This is a genomic window from Saccharothrix sp. NBAS 001 (assembly GCF_056640475.1).
Map to the genome: position 1 here is coordinate 3,208,036 of NZ_CM153251.1, position 15,014 is coordinate 3,223,049.

Genomic DNA, 15,014 nt, shown 5'->3' on the forward strand with positions numbered 1-15,014 from the left:
GACTGTCGTGGCGGGCCGGTGGTGGCACCGGCCGGCCGCCGCGCCCGGAGTCCGGCCGGGCGCGGCGGCGGGGGGGGTCAGCCCTCGTCGGCGTAGTACCAGTTCTCCGGGTTGATCATCCCGTACGGGTTGACCGGGCCGAAGCCGCGCAGCGAGTTCGCCACCTCGAACAGCCGGATCGGGAAGTTCGGCGTGAAGATCACCGGGACCTGCTCGGCGATGTAGTCCTGGTACTCGTAGAGCACGTCCAGGTCGTCACTGGTGACCGTGCGCTCGATCAGCTCGTCGGCCTTCGGGTCGGTGTAGAACCCGAAGTTGCCGCCCGCGCCGGTGGAGAACAGGATCTCGCCGGTCGGGTGGTGGTAGGCCCAGCCGCCGTTCCAGCAGCACATCTCCCACAGGCAAGGGGTTTCCTCGGTCGCCTTGCACGGCGCGTCCTCGGCGACCAGGACCGATCCGTACACCTCCTGGAGCCGCAGCTCGATGCCCGCCTCGGCGGCCGCGTCGCGGAACCCCTCCATGACGCGGGTCAGCGCGGGGCGGCCCTCGACGTAGCGCATCAGGATCGTCAGCTCGGTGCCCGCCGGGATGCCCTCCCCCGCCTCGCCCGGCCCGGTGCCGGGCCGCACGCACACCGCCGGCGTCCGGCTGGTGTCCCAGCCGTTGGCCTCCAGCAGCCGCTTGGCGTGCCCCGGGTCGAACGGCAGCGGCCACGCGCCCTCGCGCTGGCGCGGCGAGACGTAGTCGGTCTTCGGGTACATCGGCACCGGGCCGTTCTGCCGGTAGGCGTAGCCCTGGTAGATGTCCCGCACGGCGGTGTCCTGGTCCAGTGCGCTCTGCAACGCCTGCCGCAGGTAGGTCTGCGCGAACATCTTGCCGACCACGGTGGGGTTGTTGTAGTTCAACGAGATGTACCGGATGCAGAACGCGGTCTGCGGGTACATCGTGTAGTGGTCCGCCAACGGGTTCGGCCCGCCGACCACCGGGTCCACCGCGGGCTCGGTGGCGAAGCTCAGCGGCAGGTAGCCGACCTGGATGCCGTGCTCGGAGTCGGGCCCGGCCTGGAGCATCCGGTACTGCTCCTCGTCGGAGAACGTCGGCACCTGGCGGAACTCGTCCAGGTACGGCTTGTTCGGCCCGGAGTAGTGCTCGTTGGGGACGAACGTGACGATGCCCTCCAGCGTGTAGCTCTTGAGCCGCCACGGCCCGCTCACCACGCTCCAGATCGGGCTGTCGGCCCACTTGGTGCGGTGCGCGTTGCCCTCGTCCACGATGTCGCCCTGCTGCGCCATCAGGTACTCGTAGACCGCTTCGACGTCGGCGAGGTCGCCCGACGCGTCGGCCGGCCCGGCCTCGGTGCGGTCCCACGACCGGGGCAGCGGGGTGATGGTGCTGAGCTGGTTGTGCAGCACCCAGTGCTTGGAGTAGACCTTGTCGAAGGTGAAGAACACCTTGTCCTCGGCCAGCTTCCCGTACGCGGTCAGGTTGTCCGGGAAGTAGCCGGGCACGTACTCGCCGTACCGCGCGCCCTTGACCTTCATCAGGTTGACCCAGAACAGCACGTTGTCCGCGCAGACCGTCTCGCCGTTGGACCACCGCCACGGCTTGACCGTGACGGTGACGGTCAGCCCGTCCTCGCTCCACTGCGGCGGTTCGCCGATGCTCTGGGTGTAGTCGACGTTCGGCGTGCCGTCGCTGCCGAAGTAGTACAGCGTGCGGTACATCAGCGCCTGGAACTCCAGGATGTTGCGGGTGCCCATGCGCTCGGCGGGGGTGAACGGGAAGATCACGGCGGGCGGGAAGCCCGGCGCGCACGCCCAGGTCACCACGCCGCCCTTGCGGGGCGCGCCCGGCGCGGGCGCGATCGCGGTGCTCGCGGAAGTCATGGTGTCCTCGTCCTCAGCTCGCCGGGATTTCCTCGATCACGGACACGCCGCTGGAGGCGTGCGAGCCGAACCGCTCCCACACCTCGTCCAGCCGGATGCGCCCGTCGGACAGCACGTTGGGCGTGCTGCGGCAGTGCCCGGAGACGACCTCGCCGCCGTCGAGGACCATGCAGTAGGCGAAGTCCAGCGAGCCGTCGGGCCCGGCGGTCCCGGTGAGCGCGCCCCGACGGGCCTTGCCGCCCAGGAACTCGCCCCACAGCAGGTCGCCGTCCTGGTGGTAGACCGCCACCCGGCTCTCCTCCGGCGCGCCGTCGGCGACCGGCCGGAACCTCTTGCCGTTGTAGTTGATCACTTCTCCTGCGCTCCCCAATGCGTTGTCGTGGTGCCTCGGCGGCCCGGCGCCGCGCGGTGGGGCGCGGCGCCGGGCGGGTGGTCAGCGGAACTCGACCCGGATCTTCGAGGCGTAGTCGGTCATCAGCTCGAACGCGTCCCGCTCGGAGGTCCCGGTGGTGCCCAGGAAACCGAGGATGGTGTTGCCGTCGGGCGGGCGCTTGATCTCGTCGCCGGGCCGGGCGGTGATCTTGAGCAGGAACACCCGCTCCGACCCGGCCACCTCCTCCGGCACCACGACGTGGTCCACCACGCCGGCCCCGGAGATCAGGCACATGGCGGTGACGTGGGTGCCGGTCGGCCGGAAGTGCCGCACGTCCGGCCGCCGCCCGGCCCCGATGTCGACCACCGCCGCGATCGGGTCGTGCCCGGCGGTGATCCGGGCGATCAGGTCCAGCCCGCCGCCGCCGACCCGCGCGGCGATCTCCAGCAGGTACGGCCTGCCCCGGTGGAACCGGACTTCGGCGTGCATCACGCTGCGCCGCAGGCCCTGCGCGAGCGCGCCGGCCTTGACCACCTCGTGCACGGCGGCCAGGTCCTCCGGGCTCATCGACGTCGGCGCGTGGTGCACGTCGTCGTCGAACGTCCCGCCCTCGGCGGTGATCCGGTCCACCACCGAGCCCAGGTACACCTCGCCGTCCCAGGAGACGGCCTCCATCAGGTACTCCTTGCCGTCCAGGAACGACTCGACCAGCAGCCCGTTGGGCCCCAGGTCGACGCCCTCGGCCTCGGAGTTGGCCCAGAACAGGTCCCGGATGCCGGCCTCGGCCTGCCCGTAGTGCTCGACCAGCTGGTCCTCGTCGTCGCACTTGAACACGAAGTGGCTGCCCGCGCCGAGCGTGGGCTTGACGATCACCGGGTAGCCGAACTCGCGGGCCGCGTCCTTGGCCTGCGCCAGTTCCGTGACGTACCGGAAGCCGGGGATCGGCGCGCCGGCCCTCTCGTGCGCCTGGCGCATCAACAGCTTGTTGCGGCTGTTGAGCGCGGCCTCCACGCCGATGCCGGGCAGGCCCAGCGCCTCGGCGATCGCCGCGACGGCGACCACGGCCGCCTCCGAGAAGGTGATGACACCGGCGAAGTCCTCCACCGCGTGCCACTGCTTCGCGGTGGCGATCATGTCCTCGATGTCCTTGGTGCCCACCAGCCGGTAGCGGTCGGCGGGCCAGAAGTCCTCGGTGCCCTCGCCGTTGAGGACGTACAGCTCCGCGCCCAGCGCCTCCACCTGCTCGTAGCGGGAGTGGTAGTACTGGAGGTACTGGCGGGTTTCCACGGTCAGCAGCTTCACGGCCGGCCTCCTAGCGTGCGCCGTCGAGCGCCGGCCGCAAACCGGTCGGCGCGGTGGTGGCGGGCAGGCGCGGGAAGCCGAACAGCGGGACGCTCTCCGCCCGCGCCGAGCCCAGGGACAGGTCGACGCCCGAGGCGCGCAGCGCGTCCGCGACGTCGACCAGGATCGGCCCGGCGCACGCCAGCAGCGTGCGGGCCTCCAGCAGCAGGTCGCCGGGCGCGACCGGCGAGTGCCCGTTGCGCTTGCCGTCCACCGACCCGGCCAGCGCGCGCAACCGGCCGAGCTGGGTGATCACCGTCTCGGCGGCGCGGCCCAGGCTGTAGTTGGGCAGCTCGTAGCACAGCCGGAACCGGTCGAGCATCGCCGCCGAGCGGCGCCGGCCGTCCTCGGTGGTCTTCGGGACGCCGGACACGCCGACCACCGCCAGCGACACCGCGTCCGCCAGCGCGTTCCACGGCTCGATCAGCCGCCGGGTGGTGACCGCGTGCAGCGCCTCGCGGCTGAAGTTGGTGCGCTGGAACTCCGGCGCGGTCAGCGCCAGGTAGAACCGGACCAGGTCGCGCGGCACCTCGGCGAGCAGGTCCGCGCTCCAGATCAGGTGGTTGCGGCTGGTGGAGAACTTCTCGCCGTCCAGGTCGTAGAACTCGTTGCAGACGTTGGACTCCGGCGTGGTGTACCGGTCGCCGTGCGCCATCAGCATCACCAGGTCGACCAGGCCCCAGTGGTAGACGTTGTCGAAGCCGTGGAAGTACACCAGTTCGGCGTCGGACTCGCGGCGCCACAGCTGGTCGGTGTCGCCGGCGGGCAGGCCGAGCTGCCCGGCCGCCCACCACGTGCTGTAGATCGACGCGGGCATCGCCTCGATCCACGGGTACAGGACCTGGTCGGGCGTCTCCGGGAACGGGGCCGCGATGCCCCACGTGCCGGGGAAGGTGACCGGCACGTCCGGCAGCGGGCGGGCCAGCAGCTCGCCGACGAGCTGCTTGGCGTGCGGCCGCCAGCGCGGGGTGCGCGCGGCGTAGTAGCTGGTGAGCCGCTCCCGGTACTCCTCCATGGGCAGCACCAGGATGGTCTGCTCGCGGTAGACCACCGGGTCGGCCGGGTCGAGGGTGTACTTCGGGTCGACCAGCTCGTCGAAGTTGTTGGGGTGCCCGCAGTTCTCGCACGCGCCGCCGCAACTGCCCGCCAGGCACACCGGGCAGGTGCCCGTCACCAGGCCGTCGTAGAGGAACCGGCCCGCGTTCTTGGCGTAGGGCAGGCGGACCGTGCGCAGCCGGAACCGGCCGGCGGCGTGCAGGTCGGCCACGTAGTCCAGGACCGTGCGGCGGTAGCGGTCGTCGATCGGCGGCAGGCCGGGCATCAGCGTGCCCATGGCGGTCAGCGAGCGCCCGATCGCGGCGGTGGAGGTCTCCACCAGGTCGGCGGGCGTGGTGCCCCGGCGGTGCGCGGTGGACACGACGTAGCTCTGGCTGTCGTCGGTGCACGTCGTGTACACCACCTCGCGGCCGTTGGCGCGCAGGTAGCGGGCGTAGACGTCGCCGGACAGGTACGGGCCCGCCATGTGCCCGACGTGCAGGTCGCCGTTGGGGGTGGGGGTCGCGGCGACCACGATCGCCGGACGGGAGCGGCCGGTCACGCGGACTCCTCGTGGCGGGCGGAGAACTTCCCGGTCAGCTCGGCGTCCCACCAGATCGCGTAGAACTCGAAGTCGGTGTCGCCGCGGTTGACCACCTGGTGCCGCTCGTGCGGCGTGAAGTGCACGATGTCGCCCGCCACGAACGGCGTCTCGCCGGCCGCGGTGAGGATGTGCGACTCGCCGGACATCGCCACCCAGATCTCGTACTCGTGGTGGCCGTGCGCGCCGGACTCCGCGCCCGGGCGCACCACGCACCAGGAGCCTTCGAACGGCGCGTTCACCAGCGACCACGGCATCAGCCGCTGGGCCACCAGGCCGTTGTCGGGCTTGAGGTTGGCCCGGTCGAGCTTGCGGATCTCCATCATCGTCGTGATTCCTTCGCGGTCGGTGGCTCAGGCGGGGTGGGGCACGGTGGCGAGCAGGTCCGCGGCCGAGCGCGGCACGCCCTCCGGCGCGGTCGCGGCGCGACTGTCCGGAGTGGACGCCGGGCGGCCGGCCAGCAGGTCGCCGACGATCTCGCCGGACCGGATCGCGAGCACGCTGATCAGCGAGTCGGCGATGCCGTGGGTGGACTCGTTCACGCCCTGGAGGTAGACCCGGGCCTCGACCGACCCGGGCAGCGTCATCCGGTAGTTGCGGGTGACGGTGAAGTCGTCCACGCCGACCGCCGCGGCCAGCGCGCGGGTCATCGCGGGCATCCGCTTGACGAACCCGGTGCCCAGCATGACCAGGTCGCAGCGCAGCTCGTCGGTCTCGCCGGACTTGCGGTCCAGCAGGGTCAGCACGACCTCGTCGCCGTCGAGCCGGGCGTCGGCGATCTCGGCCATGGCGATCATCCGCAGCCGCTCGGTGCCGGTCAGCTTCTCCAGGTAGATCGTCCGGTACAGGTTCTCCAGCATGGCCGGCGCGAGACCCGCGTAGTTGGTGCGGTGCATCTCCCCGAGCAGCTGCTCGCGGGCGGCGGGCCGGGCCGCGTTGAAGGTGTCCACGAAGGACGGGTAGAACAGCTCGTTGGTGAACTTGCTGCTCTCGTAGCCGTTCAGGCCGATCGAGCGCATCACCATGGTGACCTGGGCGTGGGGGAAGCCCTGGTGGGTGGACCAGGCCATCTCCGCCGCGCTCTGCGCGCCGCCGACCACGACGACGCGGTGCGCCGCGCCGGTGTCCAGCCCGCCGACCCGGTCCAGGAACTCGGTGCTGTGCACGACCCGCTCGCGCGGCAGCGCGGCGAACTGCTCGGGCACGTGGGCGTCGCGGCCCGCGCCGACCACCAGGTCGCGGCAGCGCACCGTGCCGCCGTCGGCGAAGCGCACCAGCCAGCCGGTGACCCGGCCCGCCACCACGTCGCCCGGCTCGACGCCGACCACGCGGCGGCCGTGCTCGACCCGCACCGAGGACAGCGAGCGCGCCACCCAGGCCAGGTAGTCGGAGATCTCCAGCCGGTAGGGCGTGAAGGTGCCGAGGTTGATGAACTCGTCCAGCCTGCCGATCGAGTGCAGGTAGTTGACGAACGAGAACTCGCTGCGCGGGTTGCGCAAGGTCACCAGGTCCTTCAGGAAGGACACCTGGCTCTGCGACCAGGGCAGCAGCATCCCCCGCTGCCAGGCCACGGTCTCGTGCTGCTCGACGACGAGCGTGCGGGCGGCGAGGTCGGGCGCGAGTTCCTCCAGCGCCACGGCCAGCGCCAGGTTCGCCGGCCCCGCGCCGATGGCCAGCAGCTCTACATCCCGGTGGTCCAACGCATTCTCCCAAACCTTGAAGTGGGTGGCTCCGCGACGGCGACGCCACGCGCGACGGACCGCGCATTGCCCCGGTAGGGAGGGAATTCGGGTCCGCCGCCGCCGGAAAGAATTCCGGGCGAGGAAGTCGGAAAAAGCCGGATCGGCTTGCCGGTGGAACCGTAGGTGACCGGACGACAACCGACAAGGTGTTCCGGAAACACCCCGAATCGGCCCGATACGGGAACCCTATCGACTCGGGAATCGACCTTTTCCGGGCAGCCGGAAACCCGACCGGAGGGCATTTCGCCCCCGGCCGGGAAAATCCGGCGGACCGGTCAGGACAGCGCCAGCACCCCACCCGCCGCGATCCGGCTCGCGGCCACCGCGGTCTTCGCCGCGCCGCCGCTGCCACCGGTGAAGGTGAACAGGCCCGGCGCGACCGGGCGCAGCCGCAGGCCGGCCGGCGCGTGGTAGCAGTCGGAGGAGGCCACGACCCGTTCCGCCGCCGGAACGCCCGCCGTGACGCCGAATCTTCGCCGGACCTCGGCGCGCACCCGGTCGGACAGCCCGTGGTCGGGCCGCACGTCCTCGGGCCGCACGTCCCAGCGGTCGCAGCCGAGCCCCAGCAGGAACGTCCCGTCGCCGCGCGGTCTGCCGTACAGGCCGGTGTCCTCGTCCACGAACGCGCCCAGGCCGGGCAGGTCGACCCGGTACACGCCGTACTGGATCTGCTTGGTGCGCAACGTCCCGCCGTGCTCGACCAGGCCCGGCGTCCACGCTCCGGCGGCCACGACCAGCGCGTCGTACTCCCGCCCGCGCCCGTCCGACGTGCGCAGGGCGGGGCCGTCGAGTACCTCGGCGACCGCGGTGCGCAGCACGTGCACCCCGTGCTCGACCGCCCACGCCACCGCGCTGTCGCGCAGCCGCGCGGGCGAGAGGTGGCCGGCGTGCCGTTCGACCACGCCCACCGCGTCGTCGCGCAGGTCGCGGTAGCCGAACCGGCGGCGCAGCCCCGCCGCGTCCACGACCTCGGCCGACCCGGGCAGCCGCGCGTCGACCACCCGCACCGCCTCGGCCGGGTCGGCGCCGCGCGGCACCAGGTAGGACGAGCCGATCTCGCGGTACCCGCTCCACTCGCGCAGCCGGGCGTCGGCGCGCACCTCGGCCAGGCTGTCGGCCGCGTCCCGGGCCGCCGCCGGATCGACCTCGAACCCGCGCACCAGCCCGCCGGACACCGAGGAGGCGTCGGGCACCGACCGGTCCCGGGCCAGCAGCTCCACCCGCACCCGGTCGGACGCCTCCCGCAGCCGCCACGCCAACAACGCGCCCGCGAGACCCCCGCCGATCACCCCGACCCTCATGCCGACCGGTCCGCCCGGTTCGACCGGAAATTCCCGGGAGTGCTGCCGAAAGCGTGTCCGATTCGCTTTGGCGGCAAATCAGACAATGTGCGGCGGGTTGTTTCGCCGACCGACATGGTGCGCACCCCGGACTCTCTCGTTGCTGGGTCACGCAGATAGTAGGCACCGGCCGGGCCATGTCAACGAGCCATTCCAAGTGAGACGTGGTTCCTCATAACCAACGCTTATGAGGAGGCCGTCGGGCAGGTTTCCGGGCCACCGGACACCGCCGATCGGCCGCTCGCCGACGGTAGCCGGCCGATCACCCGCTAGCCGACCGTGACCGACCAATTACGCGTGTGCACCAGGTAGCAGAACTCGTCGAGCAGTTTCGCCAGCGACCGGCCGGGCCGGTCGAGCAGGGCGAGCAGCCCGGGTTCGTCCGTTCCGGACTCGGCGAGCAGGTCGAGCGCCCAACCCCGGCCCAGCGCCAGGTGCGCGGCGTAGGCGGCCCGGTCGCGGGCGCCGTGCAGCTTCTGCGCGATCAGGTCGTCCCACGGCATCAAGCTGTTGGGGCGCAAGGCGAACAGCAGCTTGGACGCGGCGGTCGGGCCGAGTGAGCGGGTGGTCGCGGCCGGGGTCGCGGCCAAGTCGCCGAAGCACTCGCCGAGCGCGGCGATCCGTGCGTCGGTCAACTCGCCGATCCGGGTCTCCACAGTGGGCAGTGCGTCCCGCCGGCGTGCCCACCACGCGGCCAGGCCGGTGTCGAACACCTGCGGCTCGCCGGGCTTCGGGTAGCGGATGCGGCAGCCCCACGCGTTGAGCCAGCGGTGGACGGCTTCGCGGTGCGCGGGCAGCGCCAGGTCGATCGCCGGGGCGGTGGCCGCGAGCAGCGCCGTCCACGACCTGTCCGGCTGGGAGAAGCCGCCGAACTCGACGACGGCGGCCCGAAGGGTGCTCAGATCCGGTTTCACAACGGGGCAGACTAGCCCGGCCCGCCGGGCTTACGATCCCGTGCCGTGACCACGAATCTCGCCCACCTCGCCAAGCTGACCAGCGTCGAAGACGGCTACCGCCACTACCCCAAGGAGGTCCTCGCGCTGCCCGAGCACGACGTGGTGCTGTCGGACTCCCACCTCAAGTGGTACGAGGTCCGCAAGGCCGACGCCGTGGTCGACCCCGACGTGCGGGCGCAGGGCCACCGGTTCCTGGTGGACCAGGTCGCCGCCGGCGACCTCGCGGTCTCCGGCGACCTGGGTTTCGTGGTGCACCACCTGTGCGGCGAGTCGTTCCACTTCGTCATCGTCGCCACCTGGCGCAACAACAACGAGATGTGGCTGAGCGTCTACTACCGCGAGGTCACCCAGCACGAGGGGTTCCAGAAGCTGGAGCAGGGGCCGCACCTGCAAGTGGTGTGCGTCTGGGAACTCGGCGCGGTGCTGCACGAGCGCGCCGCGTGGTCGCGCTTCCTGTACTCCGAGCGCGACGACGCGGCCAAGGCCGCCTACCTGGCCGACCGCTTCAACGGCACGGTGTAGGCCGGGTCCGCCCCGCGACCGGCGCTTCCTCGCGGGTCGCGGGGCGGACCCGCGTTCAGGGCGCGTCGGCGGCGTCCGGTCGGCCGGACGCCGCCGACGCGCTTCGGCAATCCGCAGTGCTCCGCGTGGCGCTGTTGTGGATCTCGCGGTGGAACGCGGGTGGGCGACCGCCGCGTGATACCGGCCCGGCCTTCCCGATCGCCGCTGCGGCGACAACGGTTCCGCCCTAGCCGGCCGGCTCCGCCTCGTCCGGCGACCACGGGCCTTGCAGCGGTCCCGGCGCGACCGGTTCCTGGACCAGGGGTGTGGTCGGGGTGGTGTTGTGGTGCAGGCGGAACACGTCGAACCGGTTGTAGTGGCCGATGATGTCGTGCATCTGCTTGGGCTGGATGCAGCGGGCCAGGTCGATCTCGGCGTAGACGATGCCCTCCCGGTCGATCAGCGGCTCGGTGACGGGGTTGCCGTCCGGGCCGAAGATGCCCGACAGGGCGCTGTTCGGGCGGCGCATCCGCTGCGCGGTCTCCACGTCGTCGCCCGCCGCGACCTCGATCATCTCGTCGGTGATCGTGGAGCAGGCGACGATGGAGAACAGCTTGCCCTCGAACGCGTGCGCGGCGGTGCGGATCGCGATCGCCTGGGCCATGTCGTAGTCGGCGGGCGCGACCGGCAGCGCGATGTAGTTGGCGGCGTGCACGAGTTCCCCTTGTGCCAGCAGGGAGAACCGGGCCAGCGTGTTGGTGTTCTCGCCGCACGCCAGGACGCCGAGCGGGCCGATCGGGGTCCGGTGCACGACGACCGTGCTGCCGTCGCCGGGCGTCCAGGTGAGCTTCTCCGCCCAGGTGGGCACGAGTTTGCGGTGCCGGCCGATCAGCGAGCCGTCCGGGCCGATGGTGAGCACGGTGTTGTAGAGCACGCCCAGGCTGTGCCGGCCGCGTTCGTTGACGCCGATCACGACCGTCGTGCCGGTGGCCGCCGCGGCGGCGCGCAACGCGTCGACGTGCGGTCCGGGCACGTCCACCGACGCGCGGTAGAGCCGTTCGTACAGCGGGGACCCGGCGACCGGGTTCATCGTCCAGTTCCAGTACGGGTACCCGGCGACGAACACCTCCGGGAACACCACCAGCTCCGCGCCCCGGCCGGCGGCCTCGTGGATGATCGACGCGGCCTTCGCGACCGTGGCCGCCGGGTCGAGGTACACCGGGGCGGCCTGCACGGCGGCGGCGGTGAAGCACGGGAAGTCGTCCATGTTCCTTCTCCTCGCTAGCGGCCGGGCAGCCAGCGCTGGTGCACGGGTTCGGGTTCGGCGGGGCGCAGCGACAGCGACGGCCGCGCCCGGCCGGCCGAGGGCGGTTTCGCGCGGCCGGCGGCGTGGATCGGCGGCCAGGGCGCGCCGGGACCGGTGTAGTCCAGTTCGGCCGCCGCGTGCAGGGTCCACGCCGGGTCGTGCAGGTGCGCGCGGCCGACGGCGACCAGGTCCGCCCGGCCGGCCAGCAGCACGGAGTTCGCGTCGTCGTAGCCGGAGATGCCGCCGACGGCGATCGTCGCGACGCCGGTCGCGGCACGGATCCGCGCGGCGAACGGGGTCTGGTAGCCGCGCCCGTACGCCGGCCGCTCGTGCGGCACGACCTCGCCGCTGGACACGTCGACGGCGTCCACGCCGTGCTCGGCGAACGCGGCGGCGATCCGCACCGCGTCCTCGACGGTCGTGCCGCCGGGCGCCCAGTCGACCGCCGAGATCCTGGCCAGCAGCGGTTTGCGCCACACCGCGCGGACGGCGTCGAGCACGGCGAGCGGGAACGCGAGCCGCCCGGCGAGTCCGCCGCCGTAGCGGTCGGTGCGCTCGTTGGTCAGCGGCGACAGGAACGTGGACAGCAGGAACCCGTGCCCCGCCTGGATCTCCAGCACGTCGAACCCGGCGGCGTCGGCGCGCGCGGCGGCCGCGGCGAACTCCCCGACCAGCACGTGCAGCTCGCCCTCGGTCAGCTCGCGGGGAGCGGGCAGCCCCCGGTAGGCGATCGGCGACGGCGCGACGGTCGGCCAGCCGTCCTCCAGCGCCGCGCCCAGCGACCCGGCCCCGGGCACGGCGGTCGAGCCCTTGCGGCCGGAGTGGTTGAGCTGCACCCCCACCAGCGCGCCGCTGTTGTCGTGCACCGCGTCGGTGACGCGCCGCCACGCGGCCACCTGCTCGTCGGTGTAGAGCCCGGGGCACGCCGGCGTCACGCGGCCCTCGGCGCTGACCGCCGTCATGCCGGCGAGCACCAGGCCGCTGCCGCCCAACGCTTTCCCGGCCACGTGCAGCAGTTCCGCGTCGCCGGGCACGCCGTCCACCGCCCGGTAGAGCGCGACCGGCGCGGACACCACCCGGTTGCGCAAGGTCGTGCCGCCGAGCGGGAACGGCTGGAACAGCGGCGGGGTCGGCACGTCCTGGCCGGTGTCGAACCAGCGGTCCAGCTCGGCGATGTTCTCGGGGTCGCGCAGCCGCAGGTTGTCGTAGGTGACCCGGCGGCTGCGGGTGAGCAGGTTGAACGCGAACTGCTCGGGCTCCTGGCCCACCGCGTGGTCGATGGTCTCGAACCACTCCAGGCTGGCCTGCGCGGCCCGCTGGGTGGACTCCACGACCGGGCGGCGCTCGGCCTCGTAGCGCTCCAGGGCGGTGCCGATCGGGTCGGCGGTCTCCAGCGCGGCGGCCAGCGCGAGCGCGTCCTCCATGGCGAGCTTGGTGCCCGAGCCGATGGAGAAGTGGGCGGTGTGCGCGGCGTCGCCGAGCAGCACCAGGTTGTCGTGCCGCCACGTCGCGTTGCGCACGGTGGTGAACCGGACCCACTTGGAGTTGTTGGTCAGCAGCGAGTGCCCGTCGAGGAAGTCGCCGAGCAGCGCGGCGCACCGGGCCACGCTCTCCTCGTCGCTGCGGCCCGGCGGGAGGTCGCGGCCCAGCCCGGCGAACCCGGCGGCGCGCCAGGTGGCCTCGGTCAGCTCCACGATGAACGTGCTGCGCTCGGCGCTGAACGGGTAGGCGTGCACCTGGAGCGGGCCGTGCGGGGTCTCGCGCACGAGGAACGTGAACGCCTCCAGCACGCGGTCGGTGGCCAGCCACATGTACCGGCAGTTGCGCTCGTCCAGCGACGGCCGGAACACGTCGGCGTACTTGGCCCGGGTCGCCGAGTTCACCCCGTCGGCGGCGACCACCAGGTCGTGGTCGCGGCGCAGCTCGTCGGCGTCCGGCGCGAGGGTGGAGAACCGCAGGTCCACGCCGAGTTCCGCGCAGCGCCGGCGCAGCAGCTGCAGCAGCCGCTTGCGCTCGATCGCGGCGAACCCGTGGCCGCCGGAGGTCCGCACGGTGTCGCGGTAGTGGATGTCGATGTCGCTCCACCGGGCGAACTCGGCCTCCATGGCGGCGGCGATGACCGGGTCCGCGCCCGCGATGCCGTCCAGGGTCTCGTCGGAGAACACCACGCCGAAGCCGAACGTGTCGTCGGCCGCGTTGCGCTCCCAGACGGTGATCTCCCGCGCGGGGTCCAGCCGCTTGGCCAGGGCGGCGAAGTACAGCCCGCCGGGGCCGCCGCCGATGATCGCGATCCTCATCGGTCACCCGCCCGCACCGCGCCGGCCAGGGCCGCGCGCACGTCGTCGGGCCACGGCGTGGCGCCCGGCGCGCCCGGTTCGACGTGCGCGACGACCAGCGCGCCCTCGGCGGCCACGCCGGACTCGCCGTGCACGGTGAACTCGTAGTGCAGCGAGGTCCGGCCGACCCGGACCACGCGGAGCCGGGTGCGCACGGTCTCGCCGAACCACAGCCGGGCCCGGTAGTCGACCTCGTGCCGGACGCGCGGCGAACGCCCGAACAGCCGGGCCAGTCCCAGTCCGCGCAGCAGTTCCGCCTCGGCGTGCTCCACCCAGCGCAGGATCGCGGAGTGGTGCTGGTGCCCGGCGGCATCGGTGTCGTGCCACTCGACGCGGCGCTCGATCGTCACCTCGGGCCGGGAATCCGGTGTCGCCATAGCTGCCCCTCCAGGACTCTTGACACCGCGAACGGTATTGCGCGATCGTGACGTTCGTCAAGACAACGAGATATCGCGCAGAGTGGCGAGGAGCTGCCATGACGACCTACAGCGACGACGTGCTTGGCCGCGCTCGCGTGACCGACAACGCCGACCTGCACGCCTACTACGAGAAGCTGGAGCGCCTCGACGCGGGCGCCCTGTGGACCGTCGCGAACAAGATCGAGCCGTGGTACCCGCAGCCGCAGTCCGTGCCGGTGAAGTGGAGCTACCAGGAGCTGCGACCGCTGGTGATGGAAGCGCTGCGGCTGGTCAGCGGCGACGACGCGGGCCGCCGCGTGGTCGCGCTGTACAACCCGCTGCGCCGCGACATCGCCGCGACCGTGGGCCTGCTCTACAGCGGCCTGCAGATCATGGGCCCCGGCGAGTCGATGACCGCGCACCGGCACCAGGCCGCCGCGCTCCGCTTCGTCATCGAGGGCACCGGCGCGTGGACCATCGTCGACGGCCAGAAGCTCAAGGTGGGGCCCCGGGACTTCGCGATCACGCCCAACTGGACGTGGCACGAGCACGGCAACGAGGGCATCGAGGGCACCGACGGGCCGGTCATCTGGCAGGACGGCCTGGACATCCCGCTGGTCAACGCCCTGGACGCGCCGTTCTACGAGGTGCACCCGGACGTCTACCAGAAGCAGGAGGGGATCACGAACTCCTCCCTGCACGTCTACGGCGCGGGCCAGCTGCGGCCCTTCGGCGACACGTGGCACAAGAACCACTCGCCGCTGCTCGCCTACCCGTGGGAGACCACCTACGAGGCGCTGCTCAACGCCGCCAAGGCGACCGACGGCTCCCCGTACGACGGCATCATCATGGAGTACAGCAACCCGCTGACCGGCGGCTCGGTCATGCCCACGATGAGCGCCCACATGCAGTTGCTGCGGGCGGGCGAGTCGACGCTGGCGCACCGCCAGGTCGGTTCCAAGATCTACACCGCGGCCAAGGGCAGCGGCACCTCGATCGTGGCCGGGCAGCGCATCGACTGGACCGAGGGCGACATCTTCTGCGTCCCCTCCTGGGCGTGGCACGAGCACGCCAACGCCAGCCGGTCCGACGACGCCTGCCTGTTCTCCTTCAACGACTTCCCGGTCATGCGTGCCCTCGGGTTCTTCCGCGAAGAGGCCTACTCGGACAACGACGGCCACCAGCCGGTCGCCTGACCA

Annotated in this window: 13 protein-coding genes; 2 read left to right on the top strand and 11 right to left on the bottom strand. The window is 72.2% G+C overall.

Annotated elements, in window-relative coordinates:
* Window positions 1-77 precede the first annotated feature (77 nt).
* The 8 genes from AC0HI0_RS13515 to AC0HI0_RS13550 form a co-directional block, all read right to left on the bottom strand.
* Entirely contained in the window at window positions 78-1,886 is a 1,809-nt protein-coding gene (locus tag AC0HI0_RS13515) for an ABC transporter substrate-binding protein (RefSeq protein WP_480932681.1), read from the bottom strand.
* A 13-nt stretch (window positions 1,887-1,899) separates the two neighbouring features.
* Complete coding sequence (locus AC0HI0_RS13520) at window positions 1,900-2,238, bottom strand: avidin-fold protein (protein ID WP_480932682.1); 339 nt, start codon at window positions 2,236-2,238, stop codon at window positions 1,900-1,902.
* An 81-nt stretch (window positions 2,239-2,319) separates the two neighbouring features.
* Window positions 2,320-3,561, bottom strand: a complete 1,242-nt coding sequence (locus AC0HI0_RS13525) for an ATP-grasp domain-containing protein (RefSeq protein WP_480932683.1) — start codon at window positions 3,559-3,561, stop codon at window positions 2,320-2,322.
* 10 nt (window positions 3,562-3,571) lie between these two features.
* On the bottom strand, window positions 3,572-5,197 hold the full coding sequence (locus tag AC0HI0_RS13530) for a class I tRNA ligase family protein (RefSeq protein ID WP_480932684.1): 1,626 nt from the start codon (window positions 5,195-5,197) through the stop codon (window positions 3,572-3,574).
* Window positions 5,194-5,562, bottom strand: a complete 369-nt coding sequence (locus tag AC0HI0_RS13535) for a cupin domain-containing protein (protein ID WP_480932685.1) — start codon at window positions 5,560-5,562, stop codon at window positions 5,194-5,196. The genes AC0HI0_RS13530 and AC0HI0_RS13535 overlap by 4 nt, the downstream gene beginning before the upstream one ends.
* A gap of 27 nt (window positions 5,563-5,589) precedes the next feature.
* Window positions 5,590-6,936 carry a lysine N(6)-hydroxylase/L-ornithine N(5)-oxygenase family protein gene (locus AC0HI0_RS13540; protein WP_480932686.1) on the bottom strand — a complete coding sequence of 449 codons (1,347 nt, stop codon included), beginning with the start codon at window positions 6,934-6,936 and terminating at the stop codon, window positions 5,590-5,592.
* A 317-nt stretch (window positions 6,937-7,253) separates the two neighbouring features.
* Window positions 7,254-8,279: an NAD(P)/FAD-dependent oxidoreductase gene (locus AC0HI0_RS13545; RefSeq protein WP_480932687.1), complete on the bottom strand. Its 1,026-nt coding sequence runs from the start codon at window positions 8,277-8,279 to the stop codon at window positions 7,254-7,256.
* Window positions 8,280-8,587: 308 nt separating this feature from the next.
* Window positions 8,588-9,232 carry a hypothetical protein gene (locus AC0HI0_RS13550; protein WP_480932688.1) on the bottom strand — a complete coding sequence of 215 codons (645 nt, stop codon included), beginning with the start codon at window positions 9,230-9,232 and terminating at the stop codon, window positions 8,588-8,590.
* Between the two features lie 45 nt (window positions 9,233-9,277).
* On the opposite strand from AC0HI0_RS13550, the gene AC0HI0_RS13555 reads away from it, so the two are divergent.
* Window positions 9,278-9,796 carry a hypothetical protein gene (locus AC0HI0_RS13555; protein ID WP_480932689.1) on the top strand — a complete coding sequence of 173 codons (519 nt, stop codon included), beginning with the start codon at window positions 9,278-9,280 and terminating at the stop codon, window positions 9,794-9,796.
* A 226-nt stretch (window positions 9,797-10,022) separates the two neighbouring features.
* Here AC0HI0_RS13555 and AC0HI0_RS13560 read toward each other — a convergent pair whose 3' ends face one another.
* The 3 genes from AC0HI0_RS13560 to AC0HI0_RS13570 are packed head-to-tail and all read right to left on the bottom strand — an operon-like array spanning window position 10,023 to window position 13,794.
* A complete protein-coding gene (locus AC0HI0_RS13560; protein ID WP_480932690.1) occupies window positions 10,023-11,042 on the bottom strand; it encodes a carbon-nitrogen hydrolase family protein in 1,020 nt (339 codons plus the stop codon).
* A gap of 14 nt (window positions 11,043-11,056) precedes the next feature.
* Window positions 11,057-13,378, bottom strand: coding sequence for an oxidoreductase (locus AC0HI0_RS13565; protein ID WP_480932691.1), 2,322 nt, complete (start codon window positions 13,376-13,378; stop codon window positions 11,057-11,059).
* Window positions 13,375-13,794, bottom strand: a complete 420-nt coding sequence (locus AC0HI0_RS13570) for an acyl-CoA thioesterase (protein ID WP_480932692.1) — start codon at window positions 13,792-13,794, stop codon at window positions 13,375-13,377. The genes AC0HI0_RS13565 and AC0HI0_RS13570 overlap by 4 nt, the downstream gene beginning before the upstream one ends.
* Before the next feature lie 98 nt (window positions 13,795-13,892).
* Between AC0HI0_RS13570 and AC0HI0_RS13575 the strand changes: the two genes are divergently transcribed.
* Window positions 13,893-15,011: a cupin domain-containing protein gene (locus AC0HI0_RS13575; RefSeq protein WP_480932693.1), complete on the top strand. Its 1,119-nt coding sequence runs from the start codon at window positions 13,893-13,895 to the stop codon at window positions 15,009-15,011.
* Window positions 15,012-15,014: the final 3 nt, after the last annotated feature.

Coding starts and splice junctions, on each gene's coding strand:
- AC0HI0_RS13515 (WP_480932681.1), bottom strand. CDS start 1,886: ATGACTTCCGCGAGCACCGCGATCGCGCCCGCGCCGGGCGCGCCCCGC.
- AC0HI0_RS13535 (WP_480932685.1), bottom strand. CDS start 5,562: ATGATGGAGATCCGCAAGCTCGACCGGGCCAACCTCAAGCCCGACAAC.
- AC0HI0_RS13545 (WP_480932687.1), bottom strand. CDS start 8,279: ATGAGGGTCGGGGTGATCGGCGGGGGTCTCGCGGGCGCGTTGTTGGCG.
- AC0HI0_RS13560 (WP_480932690.1), bottom strand. CDS start 11,042: ATGGACGACTTCCCGTGCTTCACCGCCGCCGCCGTGCAGGCCGCCCCG.
- AC0HI0_RS13565 (WP_480932691.1), bottom strand. CDS start 13,378: ATGAGGATCGCGATCATCGGCGGCGGCCCCGGCGGGCTGTACTTCGCC.
- AC0HI0_RS13570 (WP_480932692.1), bottom strand. CDS start 13,794: ATGGCGACACCGGATTCCCGGCCCGAGGTGACGATCGAGCGCCGCGTC.
- AC0HI0_RS13575 (WP_480932693.1), top strand. CDS start 13,893: ATGACGACCTACAGCGACGACGTGCTTGGCCGCGCTCGCGTGACCGAC.